This is a genomic window from Streptomyces sp. NPDC050147, assembly GCF_040660195.1.
In the GTDB taxonomy this organism is placed as follows: domain Bacteria; phylum Actinomycetota; class Actinomycetes; order Streptomycetales; family Streptomycetaceae; genus Streptomyces.
On record NZ_JBFALJ010000010.1, the window covers coordinates 26,662 to 48,300 of the forward strand.

A 21,639-nucleotide genomic window follows, 5' to 3' on the forward strand; every position below is an offset into this window, starting at 1 on the left:
TCCGAGCGCACGGAAGCATGTCAGGGACGTCAGGATGCCACGGTGAGCCGAGTCTTCTGCCGCCGAGGTGAGACGGTCAGGGCCGCGCGTAGGAATTGGTCAGCAGTACCTTGCCCGCAGCGTCGGCGGAAGACGCCTTGTCCAGGCACGTCGCGTCGACGACGTACGCGGAGACCTTCGTGGGGTCGGAGTCGTGGGACGCCACGACGAGGTAGGCGTCCTTCCCCTTATAGGTGCCCTCTTCGGCGGCGAGCGGTGTCCTGTCGCCGATCCCGAGCTGGATGCACGCCGGGACGGTGACCGTGGACTCGCGCATCTTCTGTTCCTTCGGGGACTCCGGGCTGGACCGCACGTCGAAGGACGGCTTCTCGCTGCCGGACTCGGGGGCCTTGGTGGGCGCCTTGGCGAGCAGGTCCGTCACCTGGCCCTTGAGGTTGCCCTCGGAGAAGGCGTGCGCGGAGTCGCTGTGGTCCGCAGGCGCTTCGCCCGTACCGCCCGAGTCGTTACCCACGTTCTGCAGCAACAAGGACCCCAGACCGATGGCGGCGGCCGTGAAGACGGCACCGAGTACCGCGTTGCGCCGACGACCGCTCCGGAAGCGGCTGCGTCGTCCGGGTCCAGTGGCAGCGCGGGGGTGGCCCGCGGGCCGGTCCGCAGGCGGACTGGAGGCAGGGGAGGGAGAAGGCTGGGGGGAGGCGGAGGGCTCAGCGGGGGCGGGCGATGTTTCACGTGAAACGCGCACGGTGGCAGCGGGCTCGAGCAGAGATTCCGGATCGACCGACGCGACGGAGCCGGGTGCGATGGAGTCAAGGAGCGCTTCCGCGGCCAGCGCCGCGTCGATGCGGCCGGCGACATCGGCAGGCATCCGTGGCGGCCCCGGCAGGGTGCCGAGCATGCCGCGGATCTCCTCCAGGGAGTCGTAGACATCGGCACAGAGCACGCAGCCGTCCAGGTGCCGCCGGACGTCGACGGTCCGGTCCGGAGTGAGCAGCCCCTCCGTGAGGTCGGAGATCTCGGCGACTTCTGGGTGCCCGGCCGAATCGGTCGTGGTTGTCACGCTCGCCCACCTCCGCCCTTCACAGCAGCTGAATCGCTTGGTCCCGCATCCCGTGGTCCCGCTGCAGGTGGGACGGAGGTCCCCTGCGTCCGGTTCCTTCCCGGGCCGGACTTCCTGCCCTCTGTCTCGTCGCCGCTGTCTCCGCTCTGCTTACGGGGCTCCGTACGCAGGTGGGTGAGCAGCGGCAGGAGTCTGGCTCTGCCGCGTGCGCAGCGACTCTTCACGGTGCCGGTGGGCACCTCGAGCACGCGGGCCGCCTCGGCCACGGGATAGCCCTGCATGTCCACCAGGACCAGGGCGGCGCGCTGGTCGTGCGGCAGAGTGCCCAGCGCCTCGATGAGCTCGCGGTGCAGATCGCCGCGCTCGACAGGGGCTTCCGCTGACTCGTGCGGTTCGAGGAGCTGCTCGAACCGTTCGTTGTCGTCGATGGGAGAGGTCTTGCGAGATGCCGCCTTGCGGGCCCGGTCGAGGCAGGCGTTCACGGTGATCCGGTGCAGCCACGTCGTGACGGCCGACTGCCCGCGAAAGGTGTGGGCGGCGCGGTAGGCGGAGACCAGAGCGTCCTGGACGGCGTCAGCGGCTTCCTCGCGGTCGCCCAGCGTGCGCAGGGCGACGGCCCACAGACGGTCGCGATGTCGCCGGACGAGTTCGCCGAAGGCGTCCTTGTCTCCTGCCACATGTCGGGCCAGGAGGTCCTGATCGCTCATCTCGCCGTGCGTGGTGTCATCCACCGTCGAACCCCCTCCCCCGATGAGCCTCGGCCTCAGCCCGTGAACTTCACGTCCGTGATGGCCTGCTTGTACCCGGCGCTGCTGTACTCGTCACGTGGTGACTGCGGTACATCGGTGAGCCAGACCAGTACGTACCGCGTGGCGACCGGCTTCTTCGCCGTGATCTTCGCGGTCTGGCCGTTGGTCGTGACGCTCCCGATCTTCTTCATGGAGCTCGGGGACGTCGACGAGGACAGGGAGTCCGCGGCGTACAGCTCGACCGTGGTGTGGTCGCCGCCGTAGCGGAGCCCGAGCGACGCGGCCGACACGTCCTCTTCCTTGCCCAGGTCGTAGACGATACCGACGCCGGGCTTGTACGGGGCCAGCTTGGGGCCCTCTATGAAGCTCTTGGACCGCCAGTACGTCGAGTTGTCACCGTCGTACGTATTGGGGACGCCCGAGAGGTCCTGTGGGCCGCCCTTGAGGACGTACTCCTCACCGTTCACGATCTTGATCGGATGCGTGGTCTTCGGCTTGCTCTTGTCACCGTCGTCGGATGTGTCGGCGCTGCCCGGATCCTCGGACTTCCCCCGGTCCATCAACGCGTCCGCGAGCTGCCAGCTGCCGAGGCCCAAGGCCGCGATGAGCAGAGCGGACACGGCCCACTTGAGGGCCTTACCGGTACGGCTCTGCAGCGGGGGCGGAGGGGTCGGCACGGGCTGGGTGACACCGGGGCGGGGCGTGGTGCGGCCGTAGGTGCCCTGCTGGTAGGTCGTGCGCTGGTACTCGGGCGGGGCGGTGAAGGCGGGCTCCGGCGGGCGGATGCGTGGCATCTCACCGATCGCCTTCACCAACTCCTCCGGCGTCGTGCACGGTGGCTCCTGGCGGGAGGCCGTCGCACCCTCGTTCACGAGCGCACGCATGGCCAGCTCGGAGAGCCCCCTGTGCACGCCTGCGCGCACCTGGTCGGGGGCGATCAAGCCGACGCCCTTGGGCAGGCCGGAGAGGCCGTACGCGTCGTCCTCGTACGGCCAGCGCTGGGTCAGCGAGGCGTACAGGAGCGCACCGACCGCTTCGGTGTCCGTGCGTTGCGGGGTGTCTGAACTGATGCCACGCAGCGCCGCGTTCACGGCGAGGCCGCGGATGCGGTACTGACCGGAGGACGTCCGCAGCACCGCGCTCGGGGTCAGCCGCAGGTGGGCGAGCCCTTCACGGTGGGCGGCCGCCATGGCCTGGGCGACCTGACTGACGAGCTGATACGCGTCGTGCGCCTCAAGAGGACCCGCCGCGAGCAGCGCTGTCAGTTCCGTGGCGTCGGGCAGCCATTCGTGCACCACGTAGACGAGGTCGTTCTCCTCGACCGCGTCCAGGACATGGACGAACCGGGGGTCGCCGAGCAGTGCCGACGAGCGGGCCGCGGCGAGCACCGATCGTGCCCGTGGATGGTCGGCGGGCAGCAGATGCACGCCGACGGCCCGGCGGAGCTTCTCGTCCACCGCACGCCAGCTGCTGAAACCGTCCAGACGGGTGACGCACTCTTCGAGTCGGTAGCGTCTGGCGAGCTTGTGGCCACTGTGCAACTCAGGGGGTGTTGCCGCCCCCGCGCCCATGGGCTCACCAATCTCTGCTGCGCCTTCTTCTGCCGTTTCCCGCTCCCGGGTCTGGGCCACCCCGTCGGCCGTGGCCTCGTCCGCCTTCGCGGTCAGCGGCTCATCGCCGCTGTTGTCTGCCACGTCGACGGCAGCCGTGCTCCGTTCCGCCACCGTCGTTCCTGCCTCCCCATCCATCGCGCTTCGTCAGACGCCAAAGCCAATTGTGCCCACAGTCCGGCGCTATGCACGACACGCGGTGGCCGGTGATGGTTGTGCGAACCCCTGTATCTCACCGTCCGAGACGGCCGCGAACCATCCCGACCATCGCATTGAGCTCCGCAATCCGCATCTTTCGGGCGGCAACGAAGAAGACGCCTCCGAGGATGATTCCACCGACCACCAAGGCGATGAGAGAACCGCCGGCGCCATCACCCAGAGCCTTGAGGATCGCGTAGCCGGCGGCGCCGGCGAGGAGGGCTGCGGGGATGCAGGCCATGGCCAGCCGGGCGTACGTACGCAGGACTCGGCCGCCGTCCAGATCGCCACCGAGGCGGTTGCGCAGCCTGCGCCAGGCGACACCGACACCGACCGCGTAGGCGAGGCCGTACGAGGCGGCCATGCCGACCACGGCCCACTCCGCGGGCAGGAGGACGTAGGCGAGGACGCTCGCCGCCGCGTTGACGGCGGCCACGATGACCGTGTTGTAGAAGGGCGTCCGGGTGTCCTCGTAGGCGTAGAAGCCGCGCAGGACGACGTACTGCACCGAGTACGGGATCAGCCCCAGGCCGAACGCCATCAGGACGAAGCCCATGGACTGGGCGGCCTGGCTGCCGCTGGAGGCGAAGAGCAGGGTGCACATCGGGACGCCGAGGGCGACGAACGCGAAGGCGACCGGGACGATCGCCACCGCGGAGGTGCGCAGTCCCTGCGAGATGTCGTCGCGCACCGCGCCGGGGTCGTTGTCGTGGGCCGACCGCGAGATGCGGGGCAGCATGGCCGCCATGACGGAGACGGTGATGATGGCCTGCGGCATGCCCCAGATCAGCTGGGCGTTGGAGTAGGCCATGATGCCCGAGCCGTCCTTGCCGGAGGCCTTGCCCGCAGCGGTGGCCAGCTGGGTGACGACGAGGACGCCGGCCTGGTTGGCGAGGACGAAGAGCACCGTCCACTTGGCGAGCTTGACCGCCTTGCCGAGGCCGTGGCCCTTCCAGTCGAAGCGCGGCCGGAACCTGAAGCCCGTCTCGCGCAGATACGGGATCATCGCCAGGGCTTGGACGATCAGACCGAGCAGGGTGCCGATGCCCAGGAGACGGACACCGTCCGCCGGGATCGACTCGACCTTCATGCCCGAGTCGCCGGACGTTCCGTAGACCCAGATGAACAGGCCGAACGTGAAGATCATGACGATGTTGTTGAGGACCGGGGTCCACATCATCGCGCCGAACTTCCCACGGGCGTTGAGGATTTGGCCCATCACCACGTGTACGCCCATGAAGAAGATCGTGGGCAGGCAGTAGCGGGCGAAGGTGACCGCGACGTTGTTGGCCGCCTCATCGTTCGCGATGGGGGTCGACATCAGCTTGACCAGCAGCGGCGCCGCGAAGACGGCCAGGGCGACGATGAGGCCGAGCGCGACCATGACGAGGGTCAGGAGGCGGTTGGCGTAGGCCTCCCCGCCGTCCTTGTCGTCCTTCATGGCACGCACCAGCTGTGGCACGAAGACCGAGTTGAGGCCACCGCCGACGGTCAGAATGTAGATCATCGTCGGCAGCGTGTACGCGACGGTCCAGGCGTCACCGAGCGTCGCGGCGCCGAGGGCCGCGGTGATCACCATGGTGCGCACGAAACCGGTGAGCCGGGAGACCATCGTCCCCGCAGCCATCACCGCGCTCGACTTCAGCAGGCTCGCCGCCCGTCCGCCGCCGCCCGGCTTGGGGGCGGGTTCGGGGGCCGGGGGAGCTGCCGGGGCCGGGACCAGTGGAGGCTCGGGAGGCTGGTAGCCGGCCTGCTGCTGGTAGCCGTTGCTCTGGGGGTAGCCGTTGCCCTGAGGGTAGCCGTCCTGTTGGTGGCCGCCAGGCTGCTCGCGGTAGCCGCCCGCCTGCTGGTCCCGAAAGAGGTGGGCGAAGGCGTCCGGCTCGTGGCGCTCCTCGCCGGCCTGGGTGACCAGGTCGTCGACGCCCACGAACTGCGTCGTTCGGGCGTCGTCGCCGTACGGGAGGTGCCGGGTCGGGCCTTCGGGTTCGGGGGCCGGTGTCTGCGCCCAGACGCGAGGGTCCGGAGCGTGCTGAGGGGAGGGCGGCTGTGCGTAGAGCGGCTGGGCATCCTGGTAGTAGCCGGGTGGCGGCGGGGGGTGCGCGGCGCGGTCGTACAGCGCCTCGTTCACCGGGTCCTGCGCGGCTAGGTCCTGAGCCCGGTAGGGGTCCTGGTCGTAGGCGTCCTGGAGGTACGCATCAGGGGCAGGCTGAGGTGGCACCTGCCCGTCCTCAGGAGGACCGGAACCGCCCGCGCCCTGGCCACGGTCACCGTCGTACGGCGCGTTCATGGATTACCCCACCTCATCGTCCCCGGGCCCACCGGCCACGACATCGCTCAACGGTCCACTCTCTCACCCGTGTCCGACGGGCCGGTGCTTTCCGGAGCGGTGTCCGGGGTCGGGTCACTCGGCTGCTCAGGGTCGTCCTGCCCCGGCTCTGCGCCGGGCTCGCCGTCGTGACCGTCCTCCGAGCCTTCCTCGACCGGCTTCCGGGCGGCCCGCTTGCGCTGGGTGTACATCCGGAATCCGGCGAGGACGAGGAGCAGCACGCCGCCCGCGATGACCAGCATCACCGTGAGGGTGATCTCGGTGACGTTCACATCGAACTGAACTCGGTCGCCGTACGGCTGGCCGTCCTCGGTGTAGAGCTGGGCGTAGACGGGGACCGGGCCGTTGGCATTGGCGGTGGTGGTGAACTTCACCGACTGGGCGTGCCCGCCCGAGACCTTGACCGGCCGCTCCGAATAGGCCTCGCCGTCGATCTTCAGTCGCGTGGGGTTCTCCGACGTCAGGCGCAGAACCATGTGGTCGACGCCCTGGACCAGGTTGTTCTGCACCGTCACAGGGATCGTCGCGCTGCGCCCCGAGAGCTTCGCGTCAGACTTGTCGATCAGCGCCACTTGTTCGACGAGCGTGGTCAGGTAGCGCCCCACGCCCTGACGGAATGTCGCCGCCTCGGCGGCCCTGCCCCGCCAGGACGTCGACATTTCGCGGTCTATGGCCCGCCCGAAGGGCGTGATGACGCGGTCCGGCTCGCTGAGGATCGTCTGGAAGCGCTTGAGCTTGTTCTGGGTGCCCTGAATCGACAGGAAGGCCGACTTCGGCAGCTCCTGCTTGCGGAGCGACGCCGGATAGGCCTTGGCCGACGGCACCTGGGTCGTGGCCGCCGGGTCCGGCTTCGCCTTCGCCGCCGCCGACAGGTCCTGCGGCTCGGTCCAGCGCTCGTCGGAGAGAGCGGTCAGGGCCTTCGCCATCGTCTGGGCCTGGCTGGCGGAGGGCATGCGCTGCGGGGCCACGACGATGCTGCGCTGCCTGTCCGGATCCTGCAGGGTGACCATCAGGCTCTGGGCGAGGAACTGCTGCACGGCGAGCGTGGAGTTCTCGGCCCCCGTCATGTCGCCCTGGAAGGCCGTGGAGAGGCGTGCGTCGGCCACTATGGCCGTCGTGCCGCCGCCGATGGGCCGGGCGGCGTTGGGCGTGTACGGCAGCGCGTCACCCTCACGCAGGCTGTCGCTCCGGACGATCACCGAGTGAGCTCCGGCGGAGGTGGAGACGTCGACGATCGACGGATCGAGGGCGCCTTCCACGGGCCACGCGAAGTCCGACTGAGGCTTGACGTGGAGGATGGAATCCACGGCCATCACCCCCGCGTCGGTGGCGTCCTTGAGCTGTCCCAGGGAGCCGGTGACGGCCCTGCCGTTGTGGGCCAGCGAGGCCAGGTCGGGATCGGCGAAGGGCAGCGCGACGACCTTCTCGTCCTGCACGGTCTGCTCGAGCTTGTTGAGCCACTCCTTGGCGACCGCCTGGTTCCTGCCCGCTGTGGTGCCTTTGCCATCGGCGGTCTGCACCCGGTAGTTCCGCGTCATGTGGTCGACCGAGGCCAGCAGGTCAGGATCGACGACCCACGTGACATCGAGCTGGCGGCCGAGGGACAGCATCTGCTCCAGGCGACCGCCGGGAGCGAGTTCCTTGGCCAGGTCGTCGTCCGTGAAGACGGGCGTCTGCTGTTCGTCCGAGCCGGTCTCCGCCGTGAGGTGCGAGGTGGAGATGAGCGGCCACAGGTAGGTCGTCTTGGTCTTGGTGTCGGCGGCGTCCGCCTGCCACGGCAGGAAGGTCCGCTCGAAGCCGAGCACCTGGGTCCACGGCTGGGCCGTGGTCCGGCCCGTGAGCGAGACGCCCAGCTGGTAGACGCCGTCGGCGCCGAGGTCCAGGGCCTTGACCGGGACGGAGATGCTGAAGTCCTGGCGGATGCCGGGGGCGAGCTTGGAGAACTTCTTGACGTACTTGCCGCCGACCTCCGTGCCGTCGGCTCCCGGCCGGTAGCCGGTGCGCTTGGCCGCGGAGTCGATCTGGCTCCGGCCGTTGAGGACCGGCCCCAGGCGGAGCCCGACCTGCGCCCCCGTCACCGGTTGCTTGCCCTCGTTGGTGACGGTGCCGGAGACCGTGAGCGTGTCACCGTCCGACGGGGCAGTGGGCGTGAGTTTGTCGAGCGAGACGTCGACCGTGTTCGAACCGGTGGCGTCTGCCGGCGCGCTCGGCGTCGTCGCGTGCGCGGCCGGCTCAGCCGACAGCTGCACCATGCCGGCCAGCAAGGGGGCCACAGCCAGCAACGCTGCCGTACGCCTCAGCCACCGGCGGGCAGGTGAGGGACTGGTCCCCGGGAAGTCTGCCGCCTCGGCCACGCGTTGCCCGTCCTCGTCGTCGTCAGTGGTCGTCGGTTGTGCGTCCACGCATGGTAACGAGGTGCGCTGTGGCGAAGTGCCGCGGACTGCTCCACATGATCGGAAGACCTGGCCGGAGAGGGGCGCGCGGCCTGAGAGGCCCCGCCGAAAACGGGGCGGCTCGGGGCGTCCGGGGCACGTACCCTTTTCTGTTGTGCCGAACGCCAATGAAGAAAATTCCAGCGCACTGAGTCAGGTGCAGCGCCGCGCGGTCAGTGAACTGCTGCGTGTGTCCCCTGTCGCGGACGACCTTGCCCGCCGTTTCCAGGAGGCCGGGTTCTCTCTCGCCCTGGTCGGCGGGTCGGTCAGAGACGCGCTCCTTGGCCGGCTCGGCAACGACCTGGACTTCACGACGGATGCCCGCCCCGAGGACGTACTGAAGATCGTCAGGCCGTGGGCGGACTCTGTCTGGGAGGTCGGGATCGCCTTCGGCACCGTCGGGAGCCAGAAAGACGGCTACCAGATCGAAGTCACGACATATCGGTCCGAGGCCTACGACAGGACCTCGCGCAAGCCCGAGGTGTCGTACGGCGACTCCATCGAGGAGGACCTCGTACGCCGTGATTTCACCGTCAACGCGATGGCCGTCGCTCTGCCGGAGAAGGAGTTCATCGACCCGCACGGAGGGCTTGAGGACCTGGCGGAGCGCGCTCTGCGTACCCCCGGCACCCCGGAGGACTCCTTCTCCGACGACCCGCTGCGGATGATGCGGGCCGCCCGGTTCGCCGCGCAGCTTGATTTCGAGGTGGCTCCGGAGGTCGTCGCCGCGATGAAGGCGATGGCCGAGCGCATCGACATCGTCTCCGCGGAGCGTGTCCGTGACGAACTGAACAAGCTGATCCTCTCGCCGCACCCGGCGAAGGGACTGGCTCTACTTGTCGACACAAGCATCGCCGAGCGCGTGCTGCCCGAGCTTCCGGCGCTGCGTCTGGAGAGTGACGAGCACCACCGTCACAAGGACGTCTACGACCACTCGTTGATCGTCCTCGAGCAGGCGATGGCGCTGGAGGAGGACGGCCCGGACCTGACACTGCGGCTCGCGGCGCTCCTGCACGACATCGGGAAGCCGCGGACGCGGCGCTTCGAGGACGACGGCCGGGTCTCCTTCCACCACCACGAGGTGGTGGGCGCCAAGATGACCAAGAAGCGGATGACAGAGCTCAAGTACTCCAATGAGCTCGTGAAGGACGTCTCGCGCCTGGTGGAGCTGCACCTGCGCTTCCATGGCTACGGGACGGGCGAGTGGACGGACTCCGCCGTACGCCGTTACGTACGCGACGCGGGCCCCCTTCTCGACCGGCTGCACAAGCTGACCCGGTCCGACTGCACGACGCGTAACAAGCGAAAGGCCAATGCGCTGTCGCGTGCGTACGACGGCCTGGAGGAGCGCATCGCGCGGCTTCAGGAGCAGGAGGAGCTGGACTCGATCCGCCCTGACCTGGACGGCAACGAGATCATGGAGATCCTGGATGTGCGACCGGGCCCGGTGATCGGCCAGGCCTACAAGTTCCTTCTGGAGCTGCGGCTGGAGAACGGGCCGATGGAGCGGGAGACGGCGGTCGCGGCTCTCAAGGAGTGGTGGGCCGCGCAGAAGTGAGATGAGGCGAGGTGCGATGTTTCACGTGAAACATCGCACCGGATCCGGACATGCGAAGGGGCACTGTTTCACGTGAAACAGTGCCCCTTCGTAATGCCGTTACTTGTTCTTCAGGCAGAGCACCACGTCGTGGCTGCCACCGGTCTGGTAGTAGGAGACCTCGGTCCCCTTGACCGCTTCGCACTTGCTGACGCTGCTCGTGTTGTCGAACTTCTCGATGACCTCGAACTCGGCGTCGCTCGAGGAGCAGTCGGTGTTCTTCAGGTCGGGCTGCGACTGGGTGCCCTTGTTGTGCAGGCAGTCACCGACGGCGGTGGTCTCGGCGTCGCTCTGGCCGAAGTACCACTTGCCGACGGCTATGAGGATGGCGACGACGATGAAGCCGCCGATGCGCAGCATGAGCTTCTTGCCGCGTCCACCACCACGCGGCGCGGCCGGAGGAGGAACCGGCGCCCCCTGGTTGTACGGCGGGTAGGGCTGCTGCGGCACGGTGGGCTGGCCGGGCTGTGCCGGCTGGCCGGGATGCGGCTGCACGCCCTGGCCGTACGGATTCTGGCCCTGGGGCGGAGTAGTCACTTGAGGATCCCCCTCGAACGGAAGCGCGATGGCGCGGATACGACGTCCGTAAGTTATAGGGACGGAGTGACATCTCTGAAGCCCAGAGGTGCTCTGTGTCACTGATGTGACACTTACTGCACGTCAAACCGGGTCATAGCAGCAGTAATTGCTGCGTAGATAACGGCGACCGTGATCACCAGCGGGACCGATCGCCCGTCAGGTGGCAGCATCAGCGCGGCTACTCCTGCCGCACCGACGAAAGCGACGTTGAACAGGACGTCGTAGACCGAGAAGATCCGGCCACGGAAGCTGTCGTCCACCGTCGCCTGCACCACCGTGTCCGTGGCGATCTTCGCTCCCTGCGTCGTCAGGCCCAGCAGGAACGCGGCGATGAGCAGCGGGGCGGGTGTGAAGGGCAGGGCGAGCGCCGGTTCCAGGACCGCCGCGGCACCGGCGCAGGTGACGATCCAGCCGCCGGCCGTCAGTCGGCTCACCGCCCAGGGAGTCAGTACGGCCGCAGCGAAGAAGCCCGCCCCCGAGACCCCCACGGCGAGCCCGAGCAGGGCCAGTCCGTCGGACTCCGAGGACGACCAGGCGTACCGGCAGAGCATCAGGACCATGACGGACAAGGCGCCGTAGGAGAACCGCATGAGCGTCATCGCGAGGAGGGCACGGGCGGCCGGGCGCCGCTGCGCCAGATGCCGCACCCCGGCCGCCAGGTCTCGCGCCGTACCGGCCAGTGAGGCGCCTATCCGGGGCTGCACCAGTTCCGGGTCCGGCCCGAGGAGTTCACGCGCCATCCGCAGCGAGGCGAGCGCCGCGCAGAGATACAGGGCGGCCCCGAGAAGGACGACCACCGCGTCCGAGTCGGAGCCCAACAGGCGCACGACGAACGCGAGACCACCACCCACGGTGGCGGCGAGCGTCCCGGCGGTCGGTGAAAGGGAGTTGGCCATCACCAGGCGCTCGGCATCGACCACGCGCGGCAGCGCCGCCGAGAGTCCGGCGAGGACGAAACGGTTGACGGCCGTGACGCAGAGCGCGGAGGCGTAGAACAGCCAGTCCGGCACGCCGCTCAGGATCAGTACCGCGGTCAGCGCGGCGAGAGCGGCCCGCAGCAGATTGCCGTACAGAAAAACCTGACGGCGTGGCCAGCGGTCGAGGAGTACCCCGGCGAAGGGGCCGATCAGCGAGTACGGCAGGAGCAACACCGCCATCGCGGAGGCGATCGCACCCGGCGAGGTCTGCTTCTCCGGTGAGAAGACGACGTACGTGGCGAGGGCCACCTGATAGACGCCGTCCGCGCCCTGGGAGATCAGCCGCACGGCGAGCAGGCGCCGGAAGTCCCGCAGGCGCAGCAGTACGCGCAGGTCACCGACGACAGCCATGGGGCACAGCCTCACATACGAGGAGGGTCCCCAGGCGGATTGCCCGGGGACCCTCAACAGCCGTTCAAGGGAAGAGCTTTAGCGCTCGACCTCGCCCTTGATGAACTTCTCGACGTTCTCGTACGCCTCGTCGTCGAAGTACTGCACCGGCGGGGACTTCATGAAGTACGAGGACGCGGAGAGAATCGGGCCACCGATGCCGCGGTCCTTGGCGATCTTCGCGGCGCGCAGGGCGTCGATGATGACACCGGCCGAGTTCGGGGAGTCCCAGACCTCGAGCTTGTACTCCAGGTTCAGCGGGACGTCACCGAAGGCGCGGCCCTCGAGGCGGACGTACGCCCACTTGCGGTCGTCGAGCCACGCCACGTAGTCCGACGGGCCGATGTGGACGTTGTCGGCGCCCATGTCACGGTCGCGGATCTGCGAGGTGACGGACTGCGTCTTCGAGATCTTCTTGGACTCGAGGCGGTCGCGCTCCAACATGTTCTTGAAGTCCATGTTGCCGCCGACGTTGAGCTGCATGGTGCGCTCGAGACGGACACCGCGGTCCTCGAACAGCTTCGCCATCACGCGGTGCGTGATAGTGGCGCCGACCTGGGACTTGATGTCGTCGCCGACGATCGGGACGCCCGCCTCGGTGAACTTGTCGGCCCACTCCTTGGTGCCGGCGATGAAGACCGGGAGGGCGTTGACGAAGGCGACCTTGGCGTCGATGGCGCACTGCGCGTAGAACTTCGCCGCGTCCTCGGAACCGACGGGGAGGTAGCAGACGAGGACGTCGACCTGCTTGTCCTTGAGGATCTGGACGATGTCGACCGGGGTCTCGTCGGACTCCTCGATGGTCTGGCGGTAGTACTTGCCCAGGCCGTCGAGGGTGTGGCCGCGCTGGACGGTGACGCCCCTGTTCGGCACGTCGCAGATCTTGATGGTGTTGTTCTCGCTGGCGCCGATGGCATCCGAGAGGTCGAGGCCGACCTTCTTGGCGTCCACGTCGAAGGCGGCGACGAACTCGACGTCACCGACGTGGTACTCGCCGAACTGGACGTGCATCAGGCCCGGGACCTTGGCGTCCGGGTCTGCGTCCTTGTAGTACTCGACGCCCTGGACCAGCGAGGCGGCGCAGTTGCCCACGCCGACGATGGCTACGCGAACCGAACCCATTCCGGTTGCTCCCTGTGATCTGTGTATTCCGGAAGAGACCCTGCGAAACCGCGGGGCCTCACTTGGCGGTGTCATCGGACGGATCCGGCGGCGGGTTCTCGTTCCGCCGCCGGGGCAGGCCGCCCGACTCCCCAGATGTGCTGTCGTGCTGAGCGGAGCTGTCCGGGGCGGACCGTTGCTGGTCCCGTCCCGCTCGCTCGCTCTCGATGAGCTCGTTCAGCCAGCGCACTTCGCGCTCCACGGACTCCATTCCGTGCCGCTGCAGCTCAAGCGTGTAGTCGTCCAGGCGCTCCCGGGTACGTGCCAGGGAGGCGCGCATCTTCTCCAGACGCTCCTCGAGGCGGCTGCGACGCCCCTCGAGCACCCGCATGCGTACGTCCCGCGAGGTCTGCCCGAAGAAGGCGAAGCGGGCGGCGAAGTGTTCGTCCTCGTACGCGTCGGGGCCGGTCTGGGAGAGCAGCTCCTCGAAGTGCTCCTTACCTTCCGCCGTCAGCCGATAGACGATCTTGGCGCGGCGCCCGGAGAGGGGAGCCGCGAGGGCCTCCTCGGGGGCGCCGCCCGTTTCCTCGATCAACCAGCCATTGGCGACCAGCGTCTTGAGGCAGGGGTAGAGCGTCCCGTAGCTGAAGGCGCGGAACACTCCCAGCGAAGTATTGAGGCGTTTACGCAGCTCATAGCCGTGCATCGGGGACTCGCGCAGCAGGCCCAGGACGGCGAACTCGAGGATGCCGGAGCGTCTGCTCATCTTCGCCTCCCCTCTGCCAGCGTCTGTCGACACGGTCTTTATGCCGAGCTGATGTATCGACTCGATACATCGAGACGATAGAACGACCCGTCTGCTGAGGCAAGGGGGGAAACGGTGAACGGGATCACATCACCGATTCGTAGGAAGTAACTTGCCTGATTTGGGGTGAACTTCTGCCCTAAGAGGGTTTTGACGGTGCGTAGTCTGTGCGCCATGCAGACCGCCGGGAACCAAGTGACGCGTGAGGGCGTCGTTGACCCTGGTGTAGTGCGGATGAGCGTCGACGACGGTGCATCCGTACTTCGGGGGGACCGGAAACCAGCCGCCGTTTCCAGGCGCGGATACCTGCGCCTGCCCGAGGAGTAATCGTTCGATGAGCGAGCACCGTCGCAAACCGCCGCAGCCGCAGGGCGGCGGACGCGCCGCGGCCAGACGTGGCGTCCCCGACGCGTCGTCGGGTCGCCGCGCGGCACCGCGTGGCGCCACTGGATCGCCCACTTCCTCAACCGGCTCGCACGGAGCAGGGGCCCCTGATGACGGGGACCGTTCCTACGGCGGCCGTGCCGAGGCCCGCCGTGCCGCGCAGCGCAGTGGCGCTGTCGGCGCGGGTGGAGGCCGCCGCAGAGCGGCCGACGGAGCCGGCGCCGGGCGCGGAGGCGCCGGTGGTGGTGGTCGACGCGGTGGAGGTGGCCCGAACGGGCCCGGCCGTGGCCGAGGCCGTGGCGGCCACGAGCCCCGTAAGAAGCGCCTGATCGACTACCCGCGCGCGGACAAGGACGGTCTGCGGCGCTGGGTTCCGTCCTGGCGTCTGGTCACGGGCCTGTTCGTCGGGTTCCTCGGTGGTCTGATGGCGGTCGCGGGCATCGCGTACGCCTTGGTGGAGGTGCCGAAGGTCGACGAAGCGGCCAAGGCGCAGAACAACGTCTACTACTGGGCCAACGGCAAGCAGATGGTCGCGACCGGTGGTGAGACGAATCGCCAGATCATCGACTACGACAAGATCCCTGAGGCGATGCGCACCGCCGTCATCTCGGCCGAGAACAAGACGTTCGAGGACGACAAGGGCGTCGACCCCATGGGTATCGCGCGAGCCCTGGTCAACATGGCCAAGGGCGGCGAGACCCAGGGTGGCTCGACGATCACTCAGCAGTACGTGAAGAACGCACGCCTGGGCGACCAGTCGCAGACGTTCACGCGTAAGTTCAAAGAGCTCTTCATCTCCATAAAGGTGGGCCGCCAGGAGTCCAAGGAGAAGATCATGGCGGGGTATCTCAACACCGCCTACTACGGCCGTGGGGCCTACGGCATCCAGGCAGCGGCCCGCGCCTACTTCGGCAAGGACGCCAGCAAGCTGAACCCCAGCCAGTGCGCGCTCCTGGCGACAGTGCTCAAGGGCGCCACGTACTACGACCCGGCGGGCTCCCCCGAGGTCGACCCCGCGGCCTCGCCGCAAGCCAACCGCGCGCGGGCCACGAAGCGCTGGAAGTGGATCCTTGACGAAGAGGTCAAGGACGGCCACCTGACCGCCGAGGTCCGGGACAAGTACACGAAGTTCCCGAAGCTTGAGAACCCACGCTCCAACGCTCAGCTGGGCGGACAGGTGGGCTATCTGGTCGACCTGGCCAAGGCGTACGTGATCAACAACAGCGACGGCCAGATCACGGCCAATGACCTCCAGCAGGGCGGCTACGAGATCCACACGACCTTCGACAAGTCGAAGGTCGACAAGCTCGAGAAGTCCGTGGAGAAGGTTCGCAAGGCGAAGATCAAGCCCAAGCAGCGTCCGGACAAGGACACGCACGTCCAGTTCGGTGGCGCGTCCGTGAATCCCAAGACCGGGGCGATCGAGGCCATCTACGGCGGTGAGGACGCGACCAGGCACTTCACCAACAACGCGGATCAGACCGGCGCGCAGGTCGGCTCGACGTTCAAGCCCTTCGTGCTGGCAGCGGCTTTCAAGGATGGAACGCGTGCCAAGGACGGGCCGCCGGACCAGGGCGAGGACCAGCGCACGATCGTCAACCCGAAGAGCCTCTACAGCGGCAAGAACAAGCTCAAGATCCAGAATTACGACGGCACCATCTGGAAGGACCGAGAAGGCAAGGAGTGGCTGCAGACCAACGACGGTGACGCGTCGTACAACGCGCCGACCTACCAGATCGACCTCCGTGAGGCCATGCGGGAGTCCGTCAACTCGGCCTACGTGCAGCTCGGTATGGACGTCGGTCTGGACAAGGTGAAGGAGGCGGCCATCGCTTCCGGCATCAAGGAGAACAGCCTGGCCAGCGCCAATTACCCGTCCTTCTCCCTTGGTACGTCGTCTCCGAGCGCGATCCGCATGGCCGGCGCTTACTCCACCTTCGCAACCAGCGGCAAGCAGAACGAGCCGTACTCGGTGAAGGAGGTCGAGTACAAGGGCAAGAACGTCATGCAGCACGACCCGCAGACCAAGCGGGCCTTCGACGAGGAAGTCGCCGACAACGTCACCGACGTGCTCCGGACCGTCGTAGAGAAGGGCACGGGCACCTCGGCCCAGCTGAGCGGCCGCCAGGTGGCGGGCAAGACCGGTACGACCGACGGCAACAAGTCCGCGTGGTTCGTCGGGTACACCCCGCAGTTGTCGACCGCGATCAGCATGTACCGCCTCGACGACAACGAAGGGAACAAGAAGCGCGAGTTCCTGGAGATGTTCGGCACGGGTGGCGAAGAGAAGATCCACGGTGCCTCGTTCCCCGCGCAGATCTGGCAGGACTACATGGAGCAGGCCCTGAAGGGCGAGCGTGTAGAGAACTTCCCGGTCCCGCAGCCGATCGGTAAGGTCGTCGGTGAGACCCCGCCGCCCGCCCCGAGCCCGACCCCGTCCCCGTCCGAGGAGCCGGAGGAGTCTCCTACGCCGACCCCCTCGGACAGTGAACCCTCGCCGACCCAGCCGGAAAGCCCCGACCCCAGTGAATCCTGTGCCGACTGGGACTGGGAGTGCGAGAACAACGGCGGCGCGACTGAAGGCGGGGATACCGACGGCAGTACCGGCGGGGAGTCGCCACCGGTCACGGACGAACCGACAGGCGGCGGAAATAGCAACGGGAACGGCAACGGAGGAGGCTGGCTCGGCGGCCCGGACGGCTGACCGAACCCTCCTGTGCGTGTGTTTCACGTGAAACGCACTGTTTCACGTGAAACATGCGCCACCGAGCGCTGACGAGGGCCGCCGCACCGCACCGGTGTGGCGGCCCTCGTCGTCTTCTCAGGCGCGTACGGCAGGATGTGCGGCATGCCCAGTGCAGAGACGACGCGCACGAGCGTGCACAAAACCACTAGTGCACGACAGCCGGAGCCCGTACGGCCGACCAAGGAGGATGAGGTCGCCGCGGCCGGCAGCGAGCTGATCGGCGGACCCATCGGCCGCAGAGTGCTGTACGCGGCGACGTGGTGGACTCCCGTACGCGTCATCGCGCTCGTGGCCATCGGGATGTTCGCGCTCGGCATGGTGCAGAAGATGCCGTGCTACGACGGCGCCTGGTTCCAGGGCGCGAGCTCGCAGTACACGCACGCTTGTTACTCCGACATCCCCCACCTCTATCAGGGACGCGGCTTCGCCGATGGGCTCGTCCCCTACTTCGACAAGTTGCCCGGCGACATGGAGTACCTCGAGTACCCGGTGCTGACCGGCGTGTTCATGGAGGTGGCCTCCTGGCTGACCCCGGGCAGCGGCAGCATCCAGCACCAGGAGAAGTTCTACTGGATGGTCAACGCGGGGATGCTGATGGCCTGTACGGCGGTCATCGCCGTCTGTGTCGCCCGCACCCACAAGCGTCGCCCTTGGGACGGCCTGATGGTCGCCCTGGCGCCCGCCTTCGCGCTGACCGCCACCATCAACTGGGACCTGTTCGCCGTCGCTCTCACGGCCGCTGCCATGCTGATGTGGGCGCGCGGCGGGGCGATCTCCGCGGGCGTCCTGTTGGGCTTGGCGACCGCCGCGAAGCTCTACCCGGCGTTGCTCCTGGGCCCGCTGCTCATTCTGTGCTGGCGAGCGGGGCGCTGGCGGGCCCTCTGGATGACGGCCGGGGCCGCGGTCGGCGCCTGGCTCGTGGTGAACCTGCCCGTGATGATCACGCACGACGCGACGGGTTTCCACATCCGCGAGGGCTGGGCGAAGTTCTACACCTTCAGCCAGGAGCGGGGCGTCGACTTCGGATCGTTCTGGCTGATCCTCTCGCAGCGCATGGACGACCCGCTGTCCACGGACACGGTCAACACCCTGGCGACGGCCCTGATGCTGCTGGCCTGCCTCGGGGTCGGCGCGCTGGGCCTGACCGCGCCGCGCCGCCCGCGCTTCGCGCAGCTCGCCTTCCTGGTGGTCGCCGCGTTCATCCTCACCAACAAGGTCTACTCGCCGCAGTACGTCCTGTGGCTGATCCCCCTCGCCGCGCTGGCCAGGCCGCGCTGGCGTGACTTCTTGATCTGGCAGGCGTGCGAGGTCGCGTACTTCCTGGGGATCTGGCTGTACCTCGCGTACACGACGAGCGGAGACGCCCACAAGGGCCTGCCGACCGAGGGTTACCAACTCGCCATCGTGGCCCACCTGCTGGGGACGCTGTACCTGTGTGCCGTGGTCGTCCGCGACATTCTGATGCCGGAGAGAGACCCGGTGCGGCGGTCCGGCGACGACGACCCCTCGGGGGGCGTCCTGGACGGCGCACAGGACGTCTTCGTCCTCGGGCAAGCGGCCCGCCCGCCGCGGCATGCGGTCCACTCCACCGAAGGGCCCCAGGTGCGGTGGGGATCGACGCCGACCGACGTTTCGCCCTGAGCGAACAGCCCGCCGAGGCGGCCGGGAACGACTGAAGGGCCGGGAGCGACAACCGTCGCTCCCGGCCCTTCAGTCGTTGGCCGGTCCGGCTGCGATCAGCGGTCGAGGATGCGGTCGAACTGCGTGGTGGTGTGCCGCAGGTGGGCCACCAGCTCCTCGCCCACCTTCGGCTCCGGCGCGTCCGAGGGCACGAAGAGGATGGACACCTGCATGTGCGGCGGCTCCGCGAACCAGCGCTGCTTGCCGCCCCAGACGAACGGCGAGAGATTGCGGTTGACGGTCGCGAGGCCCGCGCGGGCCACACCCTTCGCCCGCGGCACCATGCCGTGCAGCGCCTTCGGTGCTTCCAGGCCGACGCCGTGCGAGGTGCCGCCCGCGACGACGACCAGCCAGCCGTCGGACGCGACCTTCTGCTGGCGGTAGCCGAAACGGTCGCCCTTGGCCACCTGCGTGACGTCCAGGACGGCGCCGCGGTACTCGGTGGCCTCGTGGTCACCCAGCCACAGATGCGTGCCGATGCGGGCGCGGAAGCGCGTCTGCGGGAACTGCTGCTGCAGGCGGGCGAGTTCGTTGGCCTTGAGGTGGCTGACGAACATGGTGTGCAGTGGAAGACGGGCGGCACGCAGCCGGTCCATCCAGCCGATGACCTCCTCGACGGCGTCCGAGCCGTCGGTGCGGTCCAGCGGCAGGTGGATCGCGAAGCCCTCGAGCCGCACGTCCTCGATGGCCGCGTGCAGCTGTGAGAGCTCCTGCTCGCTCACGCCGTGCCGCTTCATCGAGGACATGACCTCAATGACGACGCGGGCGCCCACGAGGCCGTGTACGCCGTCCAGGGACGACACGGAGCGGATGACGCGGTCGGGCAGCGGCACGGGCTCCTCGCCCCGTCGGAACGGGGTCAGGACCAGCAGATCGCCGCTGAACCAGTCCTTGATCCGGGCGGCTTCGTACGTGGTGCCCACGGCGAGGATGTCGGAGCCGAAACGGGTCGCTTCTTCCGCGAGGCGCTCATGACCGAAGCCGTAGCCGTTGCCCTTGCAGACCGGGACGATTCCCGGGAACTGCTCCAGCACGTGCTTGTGGTGTGCCCGCCAGCGCGCGGTGTCGACATAGAGCGTGAGCGCCATGGCCGGATCCCGGAACCTTTCTCGTGGCTGCGGTGTATCAGAGGTATGAAGAGTATTGGGGGTTGCGCGAAATCGTGCCGGGTCGTTGCGGTCAGCGGCGGGACATGTAGATGTCGAGCGCCTTGTGGAGCAGCTTGTTGAGCGGGAAGTCCCACTCGCCGATGTACTCGACAGCCTCTCCACCCGTGCCCACCTTGAACTGAATCAGTCCGAAGAGGTGGTCCGTCTCGTCCAGAGAGTCGGAGATGCCCCGCAAGTCATAGACGGTTGCGCCGAGCGCGTAGGCGTCCCGGAGCATCCGCCACTGCATCGCGTTCGAGGGCCTGACCTCACGGCCGATGTTGTCCGAAGCGCCGTAGGAGTACCAGACGTGCCCGCCGACGACGAGCATCGTCGCCGCGGACAGGTTCACACCGTTGTGCCGCGCGAAGTACAGCCGCATGCGGTTGGGGTCCTCGGAGTTGAGGGCCCGCCACATCTGCTGGAAGTAGCCCAGCGGCCGCGGGCGGAACTTGTCGCGGATCGCGGTGATCTCGTAGAGGCGCTGCCATTCGGCCAGGTCCTCGTAACCACCCTGGACGACCTCGACGCCGGCCTTCTCGGCCTTCTTGATGTTGCGTCGCCACAGCTGGTTGAAGCCCTTGAGGACCTCGTCCAAGGAGCGGTTGGCCAGCGGCACTTGGAAGACGTAACGCGGCTGTACGTCACCGAAGCCGGCACCGCCGTCCTCGCCCTGCTGCCAGCCCATCTTCCGCAGCCGGTCGGAGACCTCGAAGGCACGCGGCTCGATGTGCGTGGCCTCGACGTCCCGCAGGCGCTTCACGTCCGGATTCTGGATGCCCGACTTGATCGCCGGAGCGTCCCAGCGCCGGATGACGACGGGCGGACCCATCTTCACCGAGAAGGCGCCCTGCCGCTTCAGATGCGCGAGCATCGGCTGCAGCCAGTCGTCCAGATTCGGCGCGTACCAATTGATGACCGGGCCCTCGGGAAGGTACGCGAGGTAGCGCTTCACCTTGGGCAACTGCCGGTAGAGCACCAGGCCCGCACCGACGAGTTCGCCGGTCCGGTCGTCGAACCAGCCCAGGTTCTCCGAACGCCATTCACTCTTCACATCCGCCCATGCCGGGACCTGGCAATGACTTGCCGACGGCAGGCTCTGGATATACGCCAGATGCTGCTCGCGACTGATGGTCCTCAGGGTCAGACTCATTCGGGGCGCTCCTCGGGCTGGTGTGTCCCCATGGGTACAGGGGCTCCGGCTCTCGCGCCGAAGCCTACTGTGCCCTGAGAGCGCCCCGTCTGGGCGTACGGGACCTCGGCCCCCGGCGCATGCGCGGCGGGGGCGTCCGGGGGTGGCTACCAGAGCCCGCCGAAGAGGCCGCCGTGGGCCATACCCAGGAAGAATCCGATCCCCGAGGCTCCGAGGCCGAGGATCAGGCCGAAGCGTTCGCGGGTCGTCTCGGAGATGAACTGTCCCCACGCGCCCGTGGCGATCCCCACCAGACCGGCCCACGAGCTGAGCAGGTGGAGGTTGTGGAACATCGCCGAGACGAAGGCGATGGCACCCAGGATCAGAGTCACGCCGAGCAGCGTGTCCTGCATGGGATGGGCCTTGCCGTCCGTGGCGAAGAGAGAGCCGGCGGAATTCGGTCGCAATGTCTGTGCCATGAGGCACCTCCTGCGGAAGGCGGCGCATCGTAGCGCCATACACACCCGATGTGTACAGATTCTGCCCGTCCGGAGCCGGATTTCAACCGGAAGCCTAGGTGCGGGTAGTCTGTACCGTCTGCACCGGTGTCTGCCCAGGCCATGGCAGGGACTCCCGATCGGTTCAACGATCGGGGAGCCCGATTGTCAGTGGCTGCCGATACCGTTGCGTACGCATCACGACCCTCCTGCCACGGAACGACCGTGGCC

General features: G+C 68.0%; 15 protein-coding genes. 3 read left to right on the forward strand and 12 right to left on the reverse strand.

The features are described from left to right. Positions 1-76 precede the first annotated feature (76 nt). From AB0I94_RS17255 to AB0I94_RS17275, 5 genes are all read right to left on the reverse strand, one after another. On the reverse strand, positions 77-1,057 hold the full coding sequence (locus AB0I94_RS17255) for a hypothetical protein (protein WP_363310404.1): 981 nt from the start codon (positions 1,055-1,057) through the stop codon (positions 77-79). After that, a complete protein-coding gene (gene sigM, locus AB0I94_RS17260; protein ID WP_363310405.1) occupies positions 1,054-1,788 on the reverse strand; it encodes an RNA polymerase sigma factor SigM in 735 nt (244 codons plus the stop codon). The genes AB0I94_RS17255 and sigM overlap by 4 nt, the downstream gene beginning before the upstream one ends. A 32-nt stretch (positions 1,789-1,820) precedes the next feature. Beyond that, positions 1,821-3,530, reverse strand: coding sequence for a protein kinase family protein (locus tag AB0I94_RS17265; protein WP_363310406.1), 1,710 nt, complete (start codon positions 3,528-3,530; stop codon positions 1,821-1,823). Positions 3,531-3,648: 118 nt separating this feature from the next. After that, positions 3,649-5,901: a murein biosynthesis integral membrane protein MurJ gene (gene murJ / locus AB0I94_RS17270; protein WP_363310407.1), complete on the reverse strand. Its 2,253-nt coding sequence runs from the start codon at positions 5,899-5,901 to the stop codon at positions 3,649-3,651. Between the two features lie 47 nt (positions 5,902-5,948). Further along, positions 5,949-8,294, reverse strand: coding sequence for a DUF6049 family protein (locus AB0I94_RS17275; RefSeq protein WP_363310573.1), 2,346 nt, complete (start codon positions 8,292-8,294; stop codon positions 5,949-5,951). A 193-nt stretch (positions 8,295-8,487) separates the two neighbouring features. Here AB0I94_RS17275 and AB0I94_RS17280 point away from each other — a divergent pair, with 193 nt between their 5' ends. Beyond that, a complete protein-coding gene (locus AB0I94_RS17280) occupies positions 8,488-9,930 on the forward strand; it encodes a CCA tRNA nucleotidyltransferase (RefSeq protein ID WP_363310408.1) in 1,443 nt (480 codons plus the stop codon). 99 nt (positions 9,931-10,029) lie between these two features. Here AB0I94_RS17280 and AB0I94_RS17285 read toward each other — a convergent pair whose 3' ends face one another. From AB0I94_RS17285 to AB0I94_RS17300, 4 genes are all read right to left on the reverse strand, one after another. After that, positions 10,030-10,506 carry a hypothetical protein gene (locus tag AB0I94_RS17285; RefSeq protein WP_363310409.1) on the reverse strand — a complete coding sequence of 159 codons (477 nt, stop codon included), beginning with the start codon at positions 10,504-10,506 and terminating at the stop codon, positions 10,030-10,032. 113 nt (positions 10,507-10,619) lie between these two features. After that, entirely contained in the window at positions 10,620-11,876 is a 1,257-nt protein-coding gene (locus AB0I94_RS17290) for an MFS transporter (protein ID WP_363310410.1), read from the reverse strand. Positions 11,877-11,954: 78 nt separating this feature from the next. Further along, positions 11,955-13,037, reverse strand: a complete 1,083-nt coding sequence (locus tag AB0I94_RS17295) for an inositol-3-phosphate synthase (protein ID WP_363310411.1) — start codon at positions 13,035-13,037, stop codon at positions 11,955-11,957. A 58-nt stretch (positions 13,038-13,095) separates the two neighbouring features. Beyond that, complete coding sequence (locus AB0I94_RS17300) at positions 13,096-13,782, reverse strand: helix-turn-helix transcriptional regulator (RefSeq protein ID WP_363310412.1); 687 nt, start codon at positions 13,780-13,782, stop codon at positions 13,096-13,098. A gap of 373 nt (positions 13,783-14,155) precedes the next feature. On the opposite strand from AB0I94_RS17300, the gene AB0I94_RS17305 reads away from it, so the two are divergent. Together AB0I94_RS17305 and AB0I94_RS17310 are read left to right on the forward strand one after the other, a co-directional pair. Continuing rightward, the gene (locus AB0I94_RS17305) at positions 14,156-16,909 is read left to right on the forward strand and encodes a transglycosylase domain-containing protein (RefSeq protein WP_363310413.1); all 2,754 of its coding nucleotides are present in this window, start codon (positions 14,156-14,158) and stop codon (positions 16,907-16,909) included. 135 nt (positions 16,910-17,044) lie between these two features. Beyond that, a complete protein-coding gene (locus tag AB0I94_RS17310; RefSeq protein WP_363310574.1) occupies positions 17,045-18,592 on the forward strand; it encodes a glycosyltransferase 87 family protein in 1,548 nt (515 codons plus the stop codon). 95 nt (positions 18,593-18,687) lie between these two features. Here the strand turns inward: AB0I94_RS17310 and AB0I94_RS17315 are convergent, their stop codons facing one another. From AB0I94_RS17315 to AB0I94_RS17325, 3 genes are all read right to left on the reverse strand, one after another. Then, complete coding sequence (locus AB0I94_RS17315) at positions 18,688-19,719, reverse strand: alanine racemase (RefSeq protein WP_363310414.1); 1,032 nt, start codon at positions 19,717-19,719, stop codon at positions 18,688-18,690. Between the two features lie 91 nt (positions 19,720-19,810). After that, positions 19,811-20,932 carry a peptidoglycan bridge formation glycyltransferase FemA/FemB family protein gene (locus tag AB0I94_RS17320; protein WP_363310415.1) on the reverse strand — a complete coding sequence of 374 codons (1,122 nt, stop codon included), beginning with the start codon at positions 20,930-20,932 and terminating at the stop codon, positions 19,811-19,813. A 146-nt stretch (positions 20,933-21,078) separates the two neighbouring features. Beyond that, entirely contained in the window at positions 21,079-21,390 is a 312-nt protein-coding gene (locus tag AB0I94_RS17325; RefSeq protein WP_363310416.1) for a hypothetical protein, read from the reverse strand. Between the last annotated feature and the right edge of the window lie 249 nt (positions 21,391-21,639).

Excerpts from the sequence above, each read along its gene's own strand:
- murJ (WP_363310407.1), bottom strand. The coding sequence starts at position 5,901 with ATGAACGCGCCGTACGACGGTGACCGTGGCCAGGGCGCGGGCGGTTCC.
- AB0I94_RS17290 (WP_363310410.1), bottom strand. The coding sequence starts at position 11,876 with ATGGCTGTCGTCGGTGACCTGCGCGTACTGCTGCGCCTGCGGGACTTC.
- AB0I94_RS17295 (WP_363310411.1), bottom strand. The coding sequence starts at position 13,037 with ATGGGTTCGGTTCGCGTAGCCATCGTCGGCGTGGGCAACTGCGCCGCC.
- AB0I94_RS17300 (WP_363310412.1), bottom strand. The coding sequence starts at position 13,782 with ATGAGCAGACGCTCCGGCATCCTCGAGTTCGCCGTCCTGGGCCTGCTG.
- AB0I94_RS17305 (WP_363310413.1), top strand. The coding sequence starts at position 14,156 with ATGAGCGAGCACCGTCGCAAACCGCCGCAGCCGCAGGGCGGCGGACGC.
- AB0I94_RS17310 (WP_363310574.1), top strand. The coding sequence starts at position 17,045 with ATGTGCGGCATGCCCAGTGCAGAGACGACGCGCACGAGCGTGCACAAA.
- AB0I94_RS17315 (WP_363310414.1), bottom strand. The coding sequence starts at position 19,719 with ATGGCGCTCACGCTCTATGTCGACACCGCGCGCTGGCGGGCACACCAC.
- AB0I94_RS17320 (WP_363310415.1), bottom strand. The coding sequence starts at position 20,932 with ATGAGTCTGACCCTGAGGACCATCAGTCGCGAGCAGCATCTGGCGTAT.
- AB0I94_RS17325 (WP_363310416.1), bottom strand. The coding sequence starts at position 21,390 with ATGGCACAGACATTGCGACCGAATTCCGCCGGCTCTCTCTTCGCCACG.